Origin of the sequence: Glycomyces paridis (assembly GCF_004912155.1) — a bacterium.
Taxonomy (GTDB): Bacteria; Actinomycetota; Actinomycetes; order Mycobacteriales; family Micromonosporaceae; genus Glycomyces; species Glycomyces paridis.
On sequence record NZ_STGX01000002.1, the window covers coordinates 71,979 to 90,074 of the forward strand.

The window sequence follows — 18,096 nt, forward strand, 5'->3', positions numbered from 1 at the left end:
CGGCCCTCACCACCCCGTCTAGCGAGGACGACATGCAACGAATCTCGACCACCGCCAAAGTGTTCAACGGCCTGCTCGCCGTCACCGGCGGCCGCCGCGACCCCGACCGGGCCTGGGACAGGCTCGTGAACCAGGCCCTGGAGGCGACCGGCGGCGACGCCGCGGGCAGCGAGGCCTACATCGCCGACTACCGGGTCCTCTTCGACTGCTTCATCGATTCGGGCCTGTCGGCCCTGGGCTGGATGTCGATCATCGGCGAGTCGCGCGGGCGCCTGGAGAACCGCTTCCGCATCCTCAAGCTCATCGCCGAGCGCCCCGAGATCGCCGCGGAGCGCGTCGAGGCCCCGATCTTCGTCACCGGCCTGCCGCGCACCGCGACCACGTTGACGCACAACATCATCGCGAGTTCAGAGGGCCATCGCGGGCCGCTGCTGTGGGAGCTGCACTACACCGACCTCGAAGTGGACGACGCGACGCGCGCCAAGCGCATCGCGAAGGTCGCCCAGCAGACGAACGGGCTGCTCAAGTTCTCCCCGATCTACGAGCTCATCCACCCGCTGTACCCCGAGAAGCCCGAGGAGTGCATCTACATCCTGCCGCACGGGGTGCACCAGCAGACCCGGGCGATCATGCCCCGCTACCGCGAATGGCTGGCGCAGCACGACTTCACGGCCGACTACGCGTTCCTCAAGCAGGCGCTCCAAGTGCTCCAGCACGGCCGGCCGAAGGCCAGGTGGATCCTCAAGACCCCCGAGCACCTCAACCACCTCGACCTGCTCGTGCGGACCTTCCCGGGCGCGAGGATCGTGTGGACCCACCGCGACCCGGTCACCGTCATGGGCTCGGTGTGCAGCCTCGTGGAGACCACGAGCATGCTCGCGATGAAGCGCGTCGACCCGCACGAGATCGGTCCGATGTGGCTCGACATCCTGTCCTCGGCCACCGAGCGGGGCCGCGCGACGCTGCCCCAGCTGCCGCCTGGCGCGGTCGTCAACCTGCCGTACCACGCGGTCGCCTCCGACCCGTGGACGCACCTGCCCGGCGTCTACGAGCGCCTCGGCGCGACGTGGTCCGAGGCCGACGCCGCGCGGCTCGACAAGGTCATGGAACGCCCGATCCGCGACCGCCGCCACGAGTACACGCTCTCGCGCTACGGCCTCGACCCCGACCAGGTCCACCGCGCGTTCGGCGACTACCTCAACCTGGTGACCGGGCTGACCCGCTGACCGGACGCCGTCAGTCCAGGTTGACAACTCCCGCGTTGTCAATCTAGACTGACGGCATGACCGATGACGACCTGTCGACCCTCATCGGGTCCGACGACCCTGCCGTGGGCCTGCGGGCGGTCGGTGCGCTGCACCGGCTCGCCGAGCAGGTCGAGGCCGCCCACATCGCGCTCGCGCGCCGTGAGGGCTGGTCCTGGGAGCAGATCGGCGACGCCCTCGGCGTCTCGCGGCAGTCCGTCCACGCCAAGCACGGAAAGGCCCGCTGACATGTTCGAACGCTTCTCCCCCGCCTCGCGCGCCGCGGTGACCGGCGCCGTGGGCGACGCCCGCGACCGCGGCGACCGCCGCGTCGGCACCGAGCATCTCCTCCTCGCGGTCCTCCGCGAAGGCGAGGCCGAAGTCCTCCTCGGCGCCACCGCCGCACAGGCCCGCGAGGCCGCCGCCGACCTCGACCGCCGCGCCCTCACGGCCGTCGGCGTCGACACCGCCGGCTTCACCCAGAAGGGCCCTGCGGCGAAGCGCAAGAGCCCCGCCTTCGGGTCCGGCGCGAAAGCGGCCCTGTCGCGCTCCCTCGCCATCGCCGTGGCCGCCAAGGACAAGCGCATCGAACCGCGCCACCTCCTCCTGGCCCTCCTCGAACGCGACCGCCCCGACCCCGTTGCCGAGCTGTTCGCAGCCCTCGGCATCGATCCGACCGAGGCCCGCGCGAGGTTCCTCCCCCGCTAGAAGACGAGGAAACCGCGTTCGAGGAGACGGCGGATCACCGGGTAGAGCTGGGCGTAGAGCATGGCCGGTTCGGCGCCGTAGGTGTCGGCGAGGAGCTGGACCTGAAGGCGCACTTCGGCTTCACCGTCGCAGGCGCCCAGGAGGGCCACCACGAGCGGGTCGACCTCCTCGGCGTATCGCATCCGGTGCGCCTGCTGGAGCCACTGGCGGTCGACGTCCCATCCCTCGGCGCCGAGCGCGGCGCTCTGCCGGAGCGCGACGCCGTCGGCAACGCGCAGCCGCGCCGTCCACAGGGTCTGCGGTTCGAGGTCCTTCTCGCGCAAGGAGAACCAGTCCACGACGCGGTCGGCCCAAGGGGTCTGGACCGCGTGGCGGACCTCCTCGCAGACGACCTCGGTGGGGTCCTCGACGCGCCGGACGCTGACGAAGCCGAAGCCGACGCCCGTGACGCGTTCGGCGTCGAACCAGTCGAGCCACGCGGCGGCCTGGTCGGCGTCGTGGTCCTCGCCGGAGTCGCGCTGCCAGGTGCGCACGTAGTCGAGCGGGTCGAGGACCTCGCGCTCGACCGCCCACACCCGAGCGCCCTCCTCGGGGAACCAGCCCGCGACCCGTTCGGCCCACGGTTCGCCCTCGCGGTGGAGCCAGTTCGCGAGGAACTGCATCGTCCCGCCCGGGTGCAGCAGGCTTGTGGAGGCGGCGGCGAGTTCGGCGGCGATGCCGTCGGCCTCGCGGCCGCCGTCGCGGTAGGTCCAGCCCGAACCCGGCGTGGCGATCACGAACGGCGGGTTCGCGACCACGAGGTCGAAGCGGCGGCCCGCTACGGGCGCGAGCAGGTCCCCTTGCAGCAGTTCGAGTTCGCGCCCGTCGAGCTGCGCGTTGAGGGCCGCGAACGCCAGGGCGCGCTCGCTCAAGTCGGTGGCGGTGACCCGGTCGGCGTTCAGGGCCAGGGCCTGCACCCCGCAGCCCGTGCCGAGGTCCAGGGCCGAGCCGACCCGGTCGGTGAGGGTCGCGTCGCGCAGGAGCTTCGAGGCGCCGCCGACGCCGAGCACGTGATCGCGCCCGCGACCGCCGGTCGTGTTGGGGCGCTGGTCGGAGAACAGGAGGCGGTCGCCGTCGAACTGGAGGCCCCAACCGGCTATGACCTCGTAGCCGCCGGAGACGAGCAGGCCGCATCGGATCGCCTCGTCGAGACCGAAGGGCGCCAAGGCGTTCGCCGCCGCCTCCGCGTCCACGGTGACTCCGGCGACGAACAGGCGCGCCCACACGCCGATCCGGTCCTCGCCGCAGCGGGCGAGCAGGGCCCGGTAGTCGCCGCGGTCGGCCGCCGCGAGGCCCTCCGGGCCGCAGACGCGCCGCAGCGCGGCCCGGTCGAAGCCCCGGAGGGCCTCGCCGAGCCGCGCTGCGGCCTCAGCTTCGAGCAGTCGCACTTACGCGCGCGGCTTCTCGCGCATCTCGAAGGCTTCGATGACGTCGCCCTCTTCGATGTTGTTGTAGTTCTTCAAGGTGAAACCGCACTCGAAGCCCTCTCGGACCTCGGTCGCGTCGTCCTTGAACCGGCGCAGCGTGGCGATGGTCGTCTCGATGACGATGTTGCCGTCCCGCATGAGGCGGACCTTCGCGTTGCGCTTGATGGAGCCGCTGGTGACCAGCGCACCGGCGATGTTGCCCAGCTTGGAGGAGCGGAAGACCTCGCGGATCTCGGCGGAACCGAGCGCCGCCTCCTCGAACTCGGGCTTGAGCATCCCCTTGAGCGCGGTCTCGATCTCCTCGATCGCCTGGTAGATGACCGTGTAGTACCGGACGTCCACGCCTTCGCGCTCGGCCATGTCCCGCACCCGGCCCTCGGCCCGGACGTTGAAGGCGATGATCGTCGCCGACTCGCCGTCGCCGGCCGCGGCCAGGTTGACGTCGCTCTCGGTGACGGGACCGACGCCGCGGTGGATGACCTGGAGGTGCACTTCCTCGGGGATGTCCAGCGCGACCAGGGCCTCTTCGAGTGCCTCGACCGAACCGGCGCCGTCGCCCTTGATGATGAGCGAGAGCGTGGTGCGCTCGCCCTCGGCGATCTTGTCCATGAGGTTCTCGAGCGTGGTGCGCGAGACGCGGGCCGCCTGCTGGGCCGCGCGGCGCCGTGCCTGGCGCTGCTCGGCGATCTGGCGGACCGTGCGGTCGTCGTCGGCGGCGAGGAACACGTCCCCCGCCATCGGGACGGACGCGAGGCCCTGCACCTGCACCGGGAACGACGGGGTCGCCTCGGTGACGCGGTTGCCGTCGGCGTCGAGCATCGCCCGGACGCGGCCGTGGGCCCCACCTGCGACGATCGAGTCGCCGACCCGCAGCGTGCCCTTCTGGACCAGGACGCTCGCGACCGGGCCGCGGCCCTTGTCGAGGTGCGCCTCGATCGCGATGCCCTGCGCGTTGCCCGTCTCCGACGCTTCGAGTTCGAGCGAGGCGTCGGCGGTCAGGAGCACCGCTTCGAGCAGTTCGGCGATGCCGATGCGCGGCTTGGCGGCCACGTCGACGAACATGGTCTGCCCGCCGTACTCCTCGGCGACCAGGCCGTACTCGGTCAGCTGCTGGCGGACCTTGCCCGGGTTGGCGTCCGGCAGGTCGGTCTTGTTGACCGCCACCACGACCGGGGCGCCCGCGGCGCTGGCGTGGTTGAGGGCCTCGACCGTCTGCGGCATGACGCCGTCGTCGGCCGCGACCACGAGCACGACGATGTCGGTGACGTTCGCACCGCGGGCGCGCATGGCGGTGAACGCCTCGTGGCCCGGGGTGTCGATGAAGGTGATCGCGCGGTCTTCGCCCTCGTGCTCGACGTGCACCTGGTACGCGCCGATGTGCTGGGTGATGCCGCCCGCCTCGCCGGCGACGACGTTCGACGACCGGATGGCGTCGAGCAGCTTCGTCTTACCGTGGTCGACGTGGCCCATGACGGTGACGACCGGGGGACGCGCGACGAACGTGTCCTTGTCCTCGGCGTCGAGGTCGATGCCGAACTGCGACAGCAGCTCGCGGTCCTCCTCCTCGGGCGAGACGATCTTGATGTCCCAGTCGAGGTGGGCGCCCAGGAGCTCGAAGGTCTCCTCGGACACCGACTGCGTCGCGGTCACCATCTCGCCCAGGCCGAACAGCTCCTGGACGAGGGTGCCCGGCAGGGTGCCGATCTTGTCGGCGAAGTCCGACAGCGACGCGCCGCGGGCCAGGCGAATGGTCTCGCCGTTGCCACGGGGAGCGCCCGACTGCATCCTCGGCGCTGCGAGGTTGTCGAACTCCTGGCGACGCTGACGACGCGACTTGCGGCTCTTGCCTCGGGGACCGCCGCGGCCGAACGCGCCCGCGGCACCGCCGCCGCGCGCCTTGCCGCCGCCGCCCGCGCGACCGCCGCCGCCCCGGTACGGGGCCGGCGCGCCGGTCGAGGGACCGGAACCGCCGGTGCCGCCGGCACCGCCCGCGGCACCGCCGCCGGCGCCGCCGAACGTGCCGCGGTAGTTACCGCCGCCGCCACCGGGACGACCGCCGCCACCAGGGCGACCGCCGCCGCCACCGGGACCGCCGCGACCGCCGCCGCGGGCCCCTCGGGCACCGCCGGGGCCGCCGGCCGGACGACCGGGCATCATGCCCGGGTTCGGACGAGGCGGCATCATGCGCGGGCTCGGGCGGGGACCGCCCGGGCGCTCGGCGCCGCCGTCGGCGGCTGCCGGGCGCGGCTTCGCGCCCCCGACGCCGAACGGGTTCTTGGGTCCGGGCTTCGGAGCGCCGGGGCGGGCGGCCGGGGCGGGCTTGGGGCCCGGCTTCGGCGCCGCGGCGGCGTTCCTGGCGGCCTCGGCCTGCTCCTGCTGACGCTTGAGCAGTTCCTCGGCGCGCTTCTGCTCGGCGGCGACCTCGATGTCTCGGGCGCTCGCCGGCTTGATCTCGGGCTGCGGCGGGACCGGGGCGGGCTTGGGGCCCGGCTTCGGCGCACCGGAGGCCGCACCCGGCTTGGGCGCGGCCTTCTTCGCGGCCTTCTTGGCTTCGGCCTCGGCCTTCGCCTCGGACTTGGCGTCCTTGGCGTCGACCTTGGCCTGCATGATCTTGGACGGGCTGGGAGCCGCCGGTCGGGGGCCCTTGGGGGCCGCCGCCTTCGCGGGCTCGGGCGTCGGGGACTCGTTGTTCCCGGCCGACGCTGCCGGGGCGCCCTGTCCGTCGGCGTATTCCTGCCGCAGCCGACGCGCCACCGGCGCTTCGACCGTGCTCGACGCTGACTTCACGAACTCGCCCATGTTGCCGAGCTTGGCGAGCAGTTCCTTGCTCGTCGTGCCCAGTTCCTTGGCAAGTTCATGTACGCGGGGCTTTGCTGCCACTGCACTCCTCACATTCGAGGTCGTACGGGCAGCGCCCGCCGACCTCAGCTTTCCACTAGCAACCAGTTCATCGGGAGAACTTCATCGCGTGGTCTTCATTCGGTCCATACCTGCTTCGTGTGCGGGAGTCGGCCTTTCGGCCGACTCCGACTCGACAAGGGCTCGCACCGCGGCGACGTCCACGGTTCCTTCGATCCTGAGGGCCCTGGTGAACGCACGCTTGCGAACTGCCTGGTCAAGGCAGTTCGTGTCGTGGTGCACATGGGCTCCGCGGCCGCTGAGGCGGCGCTGCGGGTCCGGAACCAGGCGGTTCTGGGAGCCCTCAGAGCGTTGAACGACGACGCGCAGCAGCTGAGAAGCAGATGCGCGCCTGCGGCAGCCCACACAGGTGCGGACGACCGCTGCGTCACGTTGCGATCCGATGTTCAGTCTACCTCCCGGATCGGCGGCCGCCACCGGCCGGGCCGGTCTCCTCCTTCGCGGCGCCCGAGACGTGCGCGTCGGACTTGATGTCGATGCGCCATCCCGTGAGCCTCGCCGCGAGCCGGGCGTTCTGCCCTTCACGGCCGATCGCGAGCGACAGCTGGTAGTCGGGGACGACGACCTCGGTCGAGCGCGTGGCCTCGTCGACGACCCGCACGGACAGGGTCTTCGCCGGGGAGAGGGCGTTGGCGACGAAGCGCGCGGGGTCGGCGTCCCAGTCGACGATGTCGATCTTCTCGCCGCCGAGTTCGCTCATGACGGCGCGCACGCGCGAGCCCATCGGGCCGATGCACGCGCCCTTGGCGTTGACGTCCTTCGTTGTGGCGCGCACCGCGATCTTGGAACGGTGACCGGCCTCACGTGCGATGGCCGGGATCTCCACCGCGCCCTCGTCGATCTCGGGCACCTCGAAGGCGAAGAGCTTCTTCACCAGGGCGGGGTGCGTGCGCGAGAGGGTGATCTGGGGGCCGCGGGCGGTGCGGTTCACCTGGATGACGATGGCGCGCAGTCGTTTCCCGTGCTCGTAGTTCTCGCCGGGGACCTGCTCGTTGAGCGGCAGGGTGGCCTCGATCTTGCCGAGGTCGACGGTGACGATGCCGCGCTCGTTGCGCTCGCCGTGGGCCTGGACGACACCGGTGACGATGTCGCCCTCCTTGCCGGAGTACTCGCCGTAGTTGACCTCGTCGGCGGCCTCGCGCAGACGCTGGAGGATGACCTGCTTGGCGGTCTGGGCGGCGATGCGGCCGAAGCCCTCGGGGGTGTCGTCCCGCTCGGAGACGACCTCTTCCTCTTCGTTCAACACTGGTACCAGGACATTGGCGATGCCGTTGTCCCGGTTGACCACCACGCGCGCGCGTTCATCGGCCCCGGGGGTGTGCTTGTAGGCGGTCAGCAGCGCGGTCTCGATGGCGCCGAGGATGGTCTCGAAAGGGATGTCGCGCTCGCGTTCCAGCGACCGCAGCGCGGCCAGGTCGATATGCACCCGTTCTCCTTAAGTCTTGAGTTGTCCTCACCGCGGCCGTTCAAGGCGTGCGAGCTGCGTCTGCCCTCGGGCGCTCATCTCAGCTCGATCTGCACCTTGCCGGGCCCCAGCTCGGCATAGGTAGCCGAGCGGCGCACGCCGTCGGCTTCTAGTTCAATCCCCCGTTTGTCGGCGGCCGTGACACGCCCGATGACGGGCTCCTCCCCGAATTGCACGGCCACCAAGCGCCCAATATTACGCCGCCAGTGCCGGGGCTCGGTAAGCGGACGGTCGACGCCCGGCGAGGACACCTCCAGTGTGTACGCGGCGTCGGCGAAGGGCCCACCGGCCGTGTCGGACTCGTCCAGCGCTTTCGAGCACGCCTTGGAGACCACCGCCACATCGTCGAGACTGATCCCGCCGTCCTTGTCCACAAGGACCCGTACGAGCAGCCGCCGACCGGCCTTGGTGACCTTGAGCCCCTCGAGATCGAAACCGATCTTGGAGACGGCCGGGGCGAGGATCGCCTCCACCGCCGCCGAAAGCTCCCCGGCTTGCCTGTCAGCACCCATGCACGCTCCTCCTGTCGCTGTTTCGCCGAGATTAACCGCCCGGAGTCAGAATGGAAAGGCAGCCTGCGAAACTTGGTGGGTGTTCACCACCCGACGCGGACTCCTGGTCGGGGCGGCCGTTCTCGCGGCCGCCGGATGCACCCGGGAGACGGCGACCATCATCACCTCCGACGCGGACCTGACCGCCGCGCTCCGCACCGCCCGGGCGCTCGCCGCCGGGGCGGAGTCCTTGGGCTACGGCGACATCGCGCAGGACCACCTGACGCACGCGGCCACTCTGGAGCGGCTGCTGCGGCCGAACACCGTGGGCGAGGAGGCGGCCCCGTCCTACGCGGACGCCGCGGCGCTCGCCGAGGCCGAGACCGAGGGGGGCCGCGAGGCCGCCGACGCGTGCCTGGGCACCGACTCCGACTACGCGGTGGTCCTCGGCGAGATCGCGGCCTGCCGCGCGGCCCACGCGGCGGTGCTCGCGTGACGGCGCTGGACACCGGCCTCGCGGCCGAGTACGCGGCGATCTACGCCTACGGCGCCGCCGCGGTGCACCTCGACGGCGACCAGCGCGACCTCGCGGAGGAGCTCGACGCCGAGCACCGCGCGCGGCGCGACGCGCTCCTGGACTTCTACGAGGCGCACGGCCTCGACGCCGCGCCCGCCGCCCCGGCCTACGAGGTCGGCCCGGTCACCGACGCCGAAGGGGCTCAGCAGGTCCTGCTCGCCGTCGAGCAGGACGTGGCGACCGCCTGGCGCGCGGGCCTGGCCCCCGGCGACCTCGGCGAGCGCGAGATCTGCCTCGACATGTACACCGAGGCCGCCGTGTCCTTGGCGCGCTGGAGGATCGCGATCGGCGTCACCGCCGCCGACCCGTGGCCGGGCCGGCCGCAGTAGCCTCCGGGCCCGGTCGTCCGACCCGGTTCACCTGATCGACTCCCGCAGTACCGACCCCGTATCCACTCGGTGCATACCTGTTATGCCATACTCGGTATCTCCTGACGAGATGCGAGGTTGCACATGAGTGTCAAGCACAGCCTCCTGGCCCTGCTCGAACGCGGACCCGCCTACGGCTACCAGCTGCGGGCCGCCTTCGAGAGCGCCACCGGCAACACGTGGCCGCTCAACATAGGCCAGGTCTACACCACCTTGAACCGGCTCGAACGCGACGAACTCGTCGAGGCGCTGCCGGAGAACGACTCCGGCCAGCGCCCCTACCGGATCACCGAGGCGGGCCGCCGCCAGGTCGCGGGCTGGTTCGCCTCCCCCGTCCAGGCCGCCGACCGCCCGCGCGACGAGCTGACGATCAAACTCGCCCTCGCCGTGACCACCCCCGGCGTCGACGTCGCCGACGTCGTCCAGCGCCAGCGCTCGGCGACGCTGCGCCTGCTCCAGGAGTTCACGCGGCTCAAGGCCGCCGAGGACGAGGCCGAGCTCGCCTGGCGCCTGGTCCTGGAGTCGATGATCTTCCGCGCAGAGGCGGAGATCCGCTGGCTCGACCACACCGAAGCCGTCGTGGCCAGGGCCGGCCTCCCGAAATCCCCCGTGTTCGAGTTCGGCGGCGACGCGCCGGCGGACGCTGAACCGGGCCTGAACGAGATCCTCGAAGAGAAGCGGTGACCCCCACCATGACCGTCCTGCACCTGCGCGGCGTCGGCCGCGTCCACGGCACCGGCGACAACGCCGTCCACGCCCTCGTCGACGCCGACCTCACCATCGCCGCCGGCGAGCTCGTGGCCATCATGGGCCCCTCCGGCTCCGGCAAGTCCACCCTGCTCAACCTCGCCGGCGGGCTCGACGCCCCCACCTCGGGCGAGGTCCTCGTGGAGGGCACCGTCCTCGCCTCCCTGAACAAGAAGCGGCTCGCCGCGCTGCGCCGCCGCAGCGTCGGGTACGTCTTCCAGGACTACAACCTCATCCCGAGCCTGACGGCGGCCGAGAACGCGTCGCTGCCGCTGGAGCTCGACGGGACCTCCGCGGGCAAGGCCCGCAGGACCGCGCTCGCCGCGCTCGAAGAGGTCGGGCTCGACGTGAAGCAGGCCGACCGGTTCCCCGACGAGCTGTCGGGCGGCCAGGCCCAGCGGGTCGCGATCGCCCGCGCGCTCATCGGCGAGCGCCGCCTCGTGCTCGCCGACGAGCCGACCGGCGCGCTCGACTCGACCACCGGTGAGGAGGTGCTCAAGCTGCTGCGGCGCCGCTGCGACGCGGGGGCCGCGGGCCTGCTGGTGACGCACGACGCCCGGCACGCGGGCTGGGCCGACCGGGTGGTGTTCCTGCGCGACGGGCGCATCGTGGACTCGTCCGCGCCGCTGGCCGACGCCGAGACGCTGCTCGAAGGGGCCCAGTGATGTTCGCGGGCCTTCGCCTGTCGCTGCGCATCGCCAGGCGCGAAGCGCTGCGCTACAAGGGCCGGTCGGCCCTGTCGATCGCGCTGCTGGGGCTGCCGCTCCTCGGCGTGTCCATCGGCGCGACCGCCTACGACACGATCACGCTCTCCGAGGAGGAGACCGCCCGCCAGCACCTGGGCGAGAACGACGCGTTCGTCGAGTCGGTCCTGCCGGGTGAGTCGCTGGAGCAGTTGACCTGGTACGACCAGTGGCCCATGTACGACGCGCCGGACGACTTCGCCGTCGAGGAGGGCGAGGCGATACCGGAGCCGCCCGGGAAGGAGGCGGTCCTGGCTGCTCTTCCCGAGGGCTCCCGGATCGCTCCGTTCACCCTGTACCCGGACGGGGTCGAGGGGATCAAGATCGAAACCCCCAGCGGCGTCGGCGAGATCGGCGCGCTCGGGTACGACCTGGACGACGAGCTGTACGAGCGGGCCGGGCTCGAGTATGTCGAGGGCTCGGCCCCGCAGGACGGCGAGGTGGCCTTGAGCTCCGCCGCCGCCGAGTACCTCGAGCTGGGAGTCGGCGACGAGCTGGCGGTGCAGGGCGAGGAGGGCGAGCGGAGCCTCACCGTCGGCGCCGTCGTGGAGCTGCCGTGGTTCCTCAACGGGCGCTATGCGATCGGCGAGGACTTCGCCGCGCCGTACGGCGGCTGGCTGGTCGACGTGCCGGGCGAGTTCACCTACGAGCAGGCGCTGCCGCTCAACGAGATGGGCATGACGGCCTGGGCGACCTCGCTGGTGCTCGATCCTCCCCCCTCCGCGGTGGACCCGGCGGCCTACACGATGCAGATGGACGAGGCGATGTTCACCGTCTACGGTCTCATCGTGGTCGTGGTGGTCATGGAGGTCGTGCTCCTGGCCGGTCCCGCCTTCGCGATCAGCGCGCGGCGACGCACCCGCGAGTTCGCGCTCATGAGCGCCAACGGCGCCTCCCCGGCCCAGATCCGCAACACCGTCCTGGCCGGCGGGGTCCTGTTCGGACTGATCGCCGCGGCCGCCGCGGTGGTCCTCGGGATCCTCGCGGTCCTGGTCGGGACGCCGCTGTTGGAGGGCATGTACGGCCACCGCAGCGCTGGCCTGCGGTTCCTGCCGCTCCTCCAGACCGGACTGGTGGCCCTCGCGATCGTCACCGGGCTGCTCTCGGCCCTGGCGGCGGCGCTGAGCGCCTCGCGCGTGAACGTCATCGCCGCGCTCATGGGCCGTACCCCGGGTCGCAAGGGATCGAAGAAACTGCTGTTCCTGGGCCTGGGCCTGGTAGCGGTCGCGGTCGCCGCCGGGATCGGCGGCGTCGTGCTCTGGAGCCTGCCGCTGATGGCGCTGGCGATCGTGGCCGGGCAGCTCGGCCTGGTCGCGTGCACGCCGGCGATCCTGTCGGGCATGGCGGCGCTGGGGCGCTGGCTGCCGCTGGCGCCGCGCATGGCGCTGCGGGAGGCCGGGCGCAACCGCGGGTCGGCGGCGCCGGCGATCGCGGCGGTCCTCGGCGTGGTCGCCGCGGGCACCGCCTTCGCCATGGTGGTCACCGCCGACAGCGTCCGGAGCGAGCAGTCGACGTCGCATGAGCTCGCGCAGGGCTCGCTGTCGCTGTCGCTGTACGCCGCCTCGGACGAGATGACGGCGGCGCAGTGGGAGGCGGCGCGGGCCGAGGCCGACCCGGTGCTGCACCGCCACCTGGAGGACCTGGAGGTGGTGGAACTGCCGCTGTACACCGGCTGGCAGGCCTGCGGCGTCAAGGAGGAGGATCCCGGCCAGGACGCCGAGTGCACGTGGACGGTGACCCGTCCGGAGGAGCACCGGTGCCCGTACTGGGAGGCGATCGGCGACGGCAGCGACGAGGCGACGGTGCGCGCGGCCGTGGAGGACGCCCGGAAGGACCCCGTCTGCAATGAGGGGCAGGAGGACACCGGCCAGTACACCGACGGCGTCCCCGCCACGACGGACCGGCAGATCGTGGCGAACTACACCGAGCTCGAAGGCGAGGAGCTCGACGACGCGGTGGCGCTGCTGAAGGCGGGCGGCGTGCTCGTCTCCGATCCGCTGGCGATCACCGACGAGGGCACCGTGGTGCTCGAGCGTTCGCTGACGGTCTGGGACGAGTCCGGCAGCGAGGTGACGTCGGAACCGGTGACCCTGGAACTGCCCGCCATGGCGGTGGCCGGCCACCTCCTCGGCACCAGCGAGCTGTTCCTGAGCCCGGCCGCGGCCGAGCAGATGGAGCTGGTCTCCTCGCTCTGGCAGCGCGAGTACCTGCTGAAGACCTCGACCGAGGTCGACGCCTCGGTCGTCGAGGCGATCAAGGCCGAGCTCGGCGACGACGTGCTCGACGGGACGGTCTGGACCGACGTCTGGGTGACCGACTACACCGATCCGTTCACGCGCTACCTCGTGCTCGCGGTGACCGGGCTGTGCGCGCTCATCGCCTTGGGCGCCACCGCGGTGTCGACCGGGCTCATCATCGCCGAGCAGCGCCAGGACATGACGACCCTCGGCGCGGTCGGCGCGGCGCCGACGCTGCGCAAGCGGTTCGCGATGTGGCAGACGGTCATGATCGCGCTGTTCGGGGCGGGGCTGGGGACGCTCGCGGGGGTCGTGGGTTACGCGCTCCTGCGCGAGGCGCTCAACAACCCGCTGAAGTTCCGGTACCCGTTCGAGACGCTGTACGGCTGGGAGCTGCCGTGGGCGTCCATCGGGATCACGGTGCTCGCCGTGCCGGTGGTGGCCGCGATCGGGGCCCTGGTGTTCACCAGGGCGAGGCTGCCGAGCGAGCGTCGGATGACCTGACGGAAACCAGAGGGCGAAGGGCCCCGGCGCGACGCCGGGGCCCTTCGTCGTCCGCGCTACGCGAGGCCCTCGGGGGTGCCGGCCGGGACGCCGCCGGTGGGCATGGTGAGGATCTCGAAGCCGTCGTCGGTGACGAGCAGGGTGTGCTCGAACTGGGCGGTCCACCTGCGGTCGCGGGTGACGGCGGTCCAGTCGTCGTCCCACATCTCGTGCTCGGCGGTGCCGAGGTTGATCATCGGCTCGATGGTGAAGGTCATGCCGGTCTCGATCTCGGTCTCCAGGCCCGGGTTGTCGTAGTGGGGCACGTAGAGGCCGGAGTGGAAGGCGGTGCCGATGCCGTGGCCGGTGAACTGGCGGACGACGCCGTAGCCGAAGCGGTTCGCGTAGGCCTCGATGACCTTGCCGACGACGTTGAGCCGGCGCCCGGGCTTGACGGCCTTGATCCCGCGCCAGGTGGCGCGCCAGGTCCGTTCGACGAGGTCGCGGGCCTCCTGGGAGACGTCCCCGGCGAGGAACGTGGCGTTGCAGTCGCCGTGGACGCCGCCGATGAAGGCGGTGATGTCGACGTTGACGATGTCGCCGTCCTCGATGACGGTGGAGTCGGGGATGCCGTGGCAGACGACCTCGTTGAGCGAGGTGCAGCAGGACTTGGGGTAACCGCGGTAGCCGAGCGTCGAGGGGTAGGCGCCGAGGTCGCACAGGTACTCGTGGACGAGCCGGTCGATGTCGTCGGTGGTCGCGCCGGGGACGGCGGCGCGCCCGGCCTCCACGAGCGCGTCGGCGGCGATGCGCCCGGCGACGCGCATCCGCTCGATCGTCTCGGCGTCCTTGACCTCGCTGCCGCGGAACGGGGAGGGCGCGGGCCGGTCGACGTACTCGGGCCGCTCGATGGTGTCGGGGACGCTCCGGCGGGGACTGAGCCGGCCTGGGACCAGCGCGGGACGGGAATGCATCCGGCAAGCCTAACCGCAGCCGCGGTCGAGGCCGCTCCGGCGAGGCTCGCGGGCCGTCTTTGCGCAGTGGGGCGGCTGTGGCACCGTTACCGAGACGACGCCGAAAAACCGGCCTGTGGAGTGCGAAAACCTCTTGCGCTTCGGCGCCTCAACCACCATTCTGAGGTCACCGGCGCGCCGCACCGGGCCCTCGACGGGGCCTTCGGACGGCGGCGGGACCGGTACCCCGCGAACCCTCTCCTACCGAGCCGACGCGGGGCGCGGCTCCCGCGGTAGTGCCGCCGTTCCGGTTCCGACCGGGCCGGCGGTGTACGACACCTCCCGCGGTGGAGCGCCCCGCCTGTCCAACCCAGGCGGCGTGCAGTCGTCCCGCGTCGGCTCACCACACGCAGCGCGAAGGCCCGCGGCCCCGAGGGGTTCGCGGGCCCGGTACGGCGCTCAGGCCGCTTCGAGTTCCTTCGTGGGAGCTTCGGCCTCGGCTGCCGCTGCGGTCGCGGCGTCCTCGGAGGTCACCTCCTGCGCGAGCCGCTCCCACAGCATCCCGCCCGAGTGGGCGAGCGCGCCGATGATGGAGGGCACGAACGGCAGGACCCAGTCGGCGAGGAAGCCGGTGTGCGGCATGTTGAGCACGAGCATGGCCGAGCCGGCACACAGCAGGCCCTGGAGCGTGCCGCGCCAGGCGGCGCGGGTGCCGTCGATGACGGCCTCGCGGCGCTCGGTGGCCGGGTCGTGGAACGCGGAGAGCCCCGCGGCGTCGCGGCGGCCCAGGTAGGCGCCGACGACCGCTTGCACGGCGGTGCCCGCTATGACGGCGGCGAGGAGGCTGTTCTTGGTGACGACGAGGATGAGGGCGAACAGCAGGCCGCCGCCGAGGACCGTCAGGGCGCCCCTGATCCAGTCGACCTTCTCGCCGGGGTACCAGTAGTACTTGGTGACACCCTCGGATATCTGACGTTCGATCTTCCCCATGTCGGTGGCTCCCCTTTGCAGCAGGCGACCGGATCGTGCCTGGCGGACACGATTGTCATTATGCGCGGCCCCGTCATGCGGGCAGGCGGAATCCCCCGAGTCACGAATGTGGAATTTCGCACAAGACGAGCGTGATGTCCGATTCCACGGGTCGGGGGTGCGCGCTCAACTGGACCTGCGTTCCAGCCTAGGGAGTCGGTCCCCGACGCGGCGTCGGGGATCCGACAGTCAGTGGACCTGGACGACCGGTCCCGCGAGCCCGCGGAGCTCCTCGGGCAGTTCGGCGCCCATCTCCTCGGCGAGGCGCACGGCCTCCTCGATGAGCGTCTCCACAATCTGCGACTCCGGCACGGTGCGGATGACCTCGCCCTTGACGAAGATCTGGCCCCGGCCGTTGCCGCTGGCGACGCCGAGGTCGGCCTCGCGGGCCTCCCCGGGGCCGTTGACGACGCAGCCCATGACGGCGACGCGCAGCGGGACCGGCAGCCCTTCGAGCCCGGCCGTGACCTGCTCGGCGAGGGTGTAGACGTCGACCTGGGCGCGCCCGCACGAAGGACAGGAGACGATCTCCAGGCCGCGCTCGCGCAGGCCCAGGGACTCCAGGATCTGGTTGCCGACCTTGACCTCCTCGACCGGCGGGGCCGAGAGGGAGACGCGGATGGTGTCGCCGATGCCCTCGGACAGGAGCGCGCCGAACGCGACGGCGGACTTGATGGTGCCCTGGAAGGCGGGCCCGGCCTCGGTCACGCCCAGGTGCAGCGGGTAGTCGCAGGCCTGTGAGAGCTGCCGGTAGGCGTTGACCATGACGACCGGGTCGTTGTGCTTGACCGAGATCTTGATGTCGCGGAAGTCGTGCTCCTCGAACAGGGACGCCTCCCACAGCGCGGACTCGACCAGCGCCTCCGGGGTGGCCTTGCCGTACTTCTCGAGCAGGCGCTTGTCGAGCGAGCCGGCGTTGACGCCGATGCGGATGGGCGTGCCCGCGTCCTTGGCGGCCTTGGCGATCTCCCCCACCCGGTCGTCGAACTGCTTGATGTTGCCGGGGTTGACGCGCACGGCCGCGCAGCCGGCGTCGATCGCGGCGAAGACGTACTTGGGCTGGAAGTGGATGTCGGCGATCACCGGGATCTGCGACTTCTTGGCGATGACCTTGAGCGCGTCGGCGTCGTCCTGGGTCGGGCAGGCGACGCGCACGATCTGGCAGCCGGTCGCGGTGAGCTCGGCGATCTGCTGGAGCGTGGCGCCGATGTCCGAGGTCCTGGTGGTGGTCATCGACTGGACCGAGACGGGCGCCCCGCCGCCGACGAGCACGCCGCCGACGTTCAGCTGCCGGGTGATCCGGCGCGGGGCGAGCGGCTCGGCCTCGTGCTCGTGGCGCTTGGTGGGGATACCGAGGTTCACAGCGGTCATGGGTCTAGTTTTCACCTGGATTCGCGGATTAATTGAAGATGGTGATGGGATTGACGATGTCGGCGGTGATCGTCAGCAGCATGAAGCCGCCCAGGAGGACGATCACAGCGTAGGTCAGCGGCATCAGCTTGAGGTAGTCGACACGCCCCGGGTCGGGCCTGCCGCGCTTGGCGGCGACCCAGGACCGGAACCTCTCGTACCAGGCGATGGCGATGTGTCCGCCGTCCATCGGCAGCAGCGGCAGCAGGTTGAAGATGCCGATGAAGTAGTTGAGGACCACCAGCAGCATGAAGAACATGGCCCACTGCTCGTACTGGACCATCTCGCCGCCCAGGCGGGAGGCGCCGACGACGCTCACGGGGGTGTCGTCGCCCCGCTCGCCGCCCATGATCGCGTCCCACAGGGGCGGGATCTTCGAGGGCAGCTGGCCGAGTGCGATGAAGGTCTCCTTGAACATGTCGCCGGTGAAGGAGAACGTCTCGGGGATGCCGTCGATCGGCCCGACCGCCATCGCCGGCTCGATCGCGGGGTCGGTGTAGACGAAGACGCCGAGGCGCGCGACGGTCTCGACCTCGCCGTCCTCGTTCTCGACCTCGGCGGCGTAGGGGGTGAGCTCGACGGTGCGCTCGGCGCCGCCGTTCTCGACGACGACCTCCACCGGCTCGTTCGGGGTCAGGGCGCCCACGGCCGCGAGGAGCGAGTCCCAGTCGGTGACCGCGGTGCCGTCGACGGAGGTCACGGCGTCCCCGTCGGCGATCCCGGCCCCGTAGGCCGGGCCCTCGATCTGGCCTTCGGCGCAGTCGCCTTGGGGCGCATCGGATTCGACGGCGACCACACAGGGCGCGACGGTGACGCGGGCGTTCGCCTCGGACTCCTCGACGGCCTCGGCGTAGGCGGGGTTGGCGACGACGCCGACGAAGGAGACGAGGATCCACAGGGCGATGAAGCCGAGCAGGAAATGGGTGACCGAGCCGGCCGCGAGGACCACGGTGCGCTGCCACAGCGGCTTGCGCCAGAAGACGCGGTCCCGGTCCTTCTCGGTGACCTCCTCCTCTTCCTCTTCGAGGGGGGTCATGCCGACGATCTTGACGAAGCCGCCCAGCGGGATGCCCTTGACGCCGTATTCGGTCTCGCCCTTGCGGAAGGACCAGAGGGTCGGGCCGAAGCCGACGAAGTACCGGGTGACCTTCATGCCGAAGGCCTTCGCGGTGAGCATGTGCCCGAACTCGTGGAGGCTCACGGAGATGAGGATCGCCAGCGCGAACAGGATGATCCCGGTGGTGTAGGCCAGCAAG

Annotated in this window: 17 protein-coding genes; 8 read left to right on the top strand and 9 right to left on the bottom strand. The window is 71.4% G+C overall.

The genetic code is table 11. The features are described from left to right. Positions 1 to 32 precede the first annotated feature (32 nt). Genes E9998_RS02440 through E9998_RS02450 form a run of 3 tightly spaced genes read left to right on the top strand, consistent with a single transcriptional unit; the run spans position 33 to position 1,952 of the window. Positions 33 to 1,226 (top strand): sulfotransferase family protein, encoded by a 1,194-nt coding sequence (locus E9998_RS02440; protein ID WP_136528128.1) that lies wholly within the window; start codon positions 33 to 35, stop codon positions 1,224 to 1,226. Between the two features lie 56 nt (positions 1,227 to 1,282). Beyond that, positions 1,283 to 1,492 carry a helix-turn-helix domain-containing protein gene (locus tag E9998_RS02445; protein WP_136528129.1) on the top strand — a complete coding sequence of 70 codons (210 nt, stop codon included), beginning with the start codon at positions 1,283 to 1,285 and terminating at the stop codon, positions 1,490 to 1,492. A gap of 1 nt (position 1,493) precedes the next feature. Beyond that, complete coding sequence (locus tag E9998_RS02450) at positions 1,494 to 1,952, top strand: Clp protease N-terminal domain-containing protein (protein ID WP_136528130.1); 459 nt, start codon at positions 1,494 to 1,496, stop codon at positions 1,950 to 1,952. Here the strand turns inward: E9998_RS02450 and E9998_RS02455 are convergent. The 5 genes from E9998_RS02455 to rimP form a co-directional block, all read right to left on the bottom strand. Next, positions 1,949 to 3,379, bottom strand: coding sequence for a DUF7782 domain-containing protein (locus tag E9998_RS02455; RefSeq protein ID WP_136528131.1), 1,431 nt, complete (start codon positions 3,377 to 3,379; stop codon positions 1,949 to 1,951). The genes E9998_RS02450 and E9998_RS02455 overlap by 4 nt on opposite strands. Beyond that, positions 3,380 to 6,298 (bottom strand): translation initiation factor IF-2, encoded by a 2,919-nt coding sequence (gene infB, locus E9998_RS02460; protein ID WP_136528132.1) that lies wholly within the window; start codon positions 6,296 to 6,298, stop codon positions 3,380 to 3,382. 81 nt (positions 6,299 to 6,379) lie between these two features. After that, a complete protein-coding gene (locus E9998_RS26980) occupies positions 6,380 to 6,754 on the bottom strand; it encodes a YlxR family protein (RefSeq protein WP_420842402.1) in 375 nt (124 codons plus the stop codon). Then, positions 6,729 to 7,763, bottom strand: coding sequence for a transcription termination factor NusA (nusA, locus tag E9998_RS02470; RefSeq protein ID WP_136528133.1), 1,035 nt, complete (start codon positions 7,761 to 7,763; stop codon positions 6,729 to 6,731). Before nusA ends, E9998_RS26980 begins: the two co-directional genes overlap by 26 nt. A 74-nt stretch (positions 7,764 to 7,837) precedes the next feature. Further along, on the bottom strand, positions 7,838 to 8,314 hold the full coding sequence (gene rimP / locus E9998_RS02475) for a ribosome maturation factor RimP (RefSeq protein WP_136528134.1): 477 nt from the start codon (positions 8,312 to 8,314) through the stop codon (positions 7,838 to 7,840). A gap of 79 nt (positions 8,315 to 8,393) precedes the next feature. On the opposite strand from rimP, the gene E9998_RS25115 reads away from it, so the two are divergent. The 5 genes from E9998_RS25115 (at position 8,394) to E9998_RS02495 (ending at position 13,469) form a co-directional block, all read left to right on the top strand. Next, positions 8,394 to 8,789, top strand: coding sequence for a hypothetical protein (locus E9998_RS25115; protein WP_158299669.1), 396 nt, complete (start codon positions 8,394 to 8,396; stop codon positions 8,787 to 8,789). Continuing rightward, positions 8,786 to 9,199 carry a DUF4439 domain-containing protein gene (locus E9998_RS25120; protein WP_158299670.1) on the top strand — a complete coding sequence of 138 codons (414 nt, stop codon included), beginning with the start codon at positions 8,786 to 8,788 and terminating at the stop codon, positions 9,197 to 9,199. Before E9998_RS25115 ends, E9998_RS25120 begins: the two co-directional genes overlap by 4 nt. Positions 9,200 to 9,322: 123 nt before the next feature. Further along, positions 9,323 to 9,922, top strand: coding sequence for a PadR family transcriptional regulator (locus E9998_RS02485; RefSeq protein WP_136528136.1), 600 nt, complete (start codon positions 9,323 to 9,325; stop codon positions 9,920 to 9,922). A gap of 8 nt (positions 9,923 to 9,930) precedes the next feature. Next, on the top strand, positions 9,931 to 10,650 hold the full coding sequence (locus tag E9998_RS02490; protein ID WP_136528440.1) for an ABC transporter ATP-binding protein: 720 nt from the start codon (positions 9,931 to 9,933) through the stop codon (positions 10,648 to 10,650). After that, positions 10,650 to 13,469, top strand: coding sequence for an FtsX-like permease family protein (locus E9998_RS02495; protein ID WP_136528137.1), 2,820 nt, complete (start codon positions 10,650 to 10,652; stop codon positions 13,467 to 13,469). Before E9998_RS02490 ends, E9998_RS02495 begins: the two co-directional genes overlap by 1 nt. A 56-nt stretch (positions 13,470 to 13,525) precedes the next feature. Here E9998_RS02495 and map read toward each other — a convergent pair whose 3' ends face one another. The 4 genes from map to E9998_RS02515 form a co-directional block, all read right to left on the bottom strand. Next, complete coding sequence (gene map, locus E9998_RS02500; protein WP_136528138.1) at positions 13,526 to 14,422, bottom strand: type I methionyl aminopeptidase; 897 nt, start codon at positions 14,420 to 14,422, stop codon at positions 13,526 to 13,528. A gap of 438 nt (positions 14,423 to 14,860) precedes the next feature. Next, entirely contained in the window at positions 14,861 to 15,391 is a 531-nt protein-coding gene (locus E9998_RS02505; protein ID WP_136528139.1) for a hypothetical protein, read from the bottom strand. 228 nt (positions 15,392 to 15,619) lie between these two features. Next, positions 15,620 to 16,801 carry a flavodoxin-dependent (E)-4-hydroxy-3-methylbut-2-enyl-diphosphate synthase gene (gene ispG, locus E9998_RS02510; protein ID WP_136528140.1) on the bottom strand — a complete coding sequence of 394 codons (1,182 nt, stop codon included), beginning with the start codon at positions 16,799 to 16,801 and terminating at the stop codon, positions 15,620 to 15,622. A 28-nt stretch (positions 16,802 to 16,829) separates the two neighbouring features. Further along, complete coding sequence (locus tag E9998_RS02515) at positions 16,830 to 18,092, bottom strand: M50 family metallopeptidase (protein ID WP_136528441.1); 1,263 nt, start codon at positions 18,090 to 18,092, stop codon at positions 16,830 to 16,832. Between the last annotated feature and the right edge of the window lie 4 nt (positions 18,093 to 18,096).

Bases quoted from the DNA above. Each gene is read 5' to 3' on its own strand.
- E9998_RS02505 (WP_136528139.1), bottom strand. From the start codon at position 15,391: ATGGGGAAGATCGAACGTCAGATATCCGAGGGTGTCACCAAGTACTAC.
- rimP (WP_136528134.1), bottom strand. From the start codon at position 8,314: ATGGGTGCTGACAGGCAAGCCGGGGAGCTTTCGGCGGCGGTGGAGGCG.
- E9998_RS02490 (WP_136528440.1), top strand. From the start codon at position 9,931: ATGACCGTCCTGCACCTGCGCGGCGTCGGCCGCGTCCACGGCACCGGC.
- E9998_RS02440 (WP_136528128.1), top strand. From the start codon at position 33: ATGCAACGAATCTCGACCACCGCCAAAGTGTTCAACGGCCTGCTCGCC.
- E9998_RS02495 (WP_136528137.1), top strand. From the start codon at position 10,650: ATGTTCGCGGGCCTTCGCCTGTCGCTGCGCATCGCCAGGCGCGAAGCG.
- E9998_RS02485 (WP_136528136.1), top strand. From the start codon at position 9,323: ATGAGTGTCAAGCACAGCCTCCTGGCCCTGCTCGAACGCGGACCCGCC.
- ispG (WP_136528140.1), bottom strand. From the start codon at position 16,801: ATGACCGCTGTGAACCTCGGTATCCCCACCAAGCGCCACGAGCACGAG.
- E9998_RS02450 (WP_136528130.1), top strand. From the start codon at position 1,494: ATGTTCGAACGCTTCTCCCCCGCCTCGCGCGCCGCGGTGACCGGCGCC.
- E9998_RS02445 (WP_136528129.1), top strand. From the start codon at position 1,283: ATGACCGATGACGACCTGTCGACCCTCATCGGGTCCGACGACCCTGCC.
- map (WP_136528138.1), bottom strand. From the start codon at position 14,422: ATGCATTCCCGTCCCGCGCTGGTCCCAGGCCGGCTCAGTCCCCGCCGG.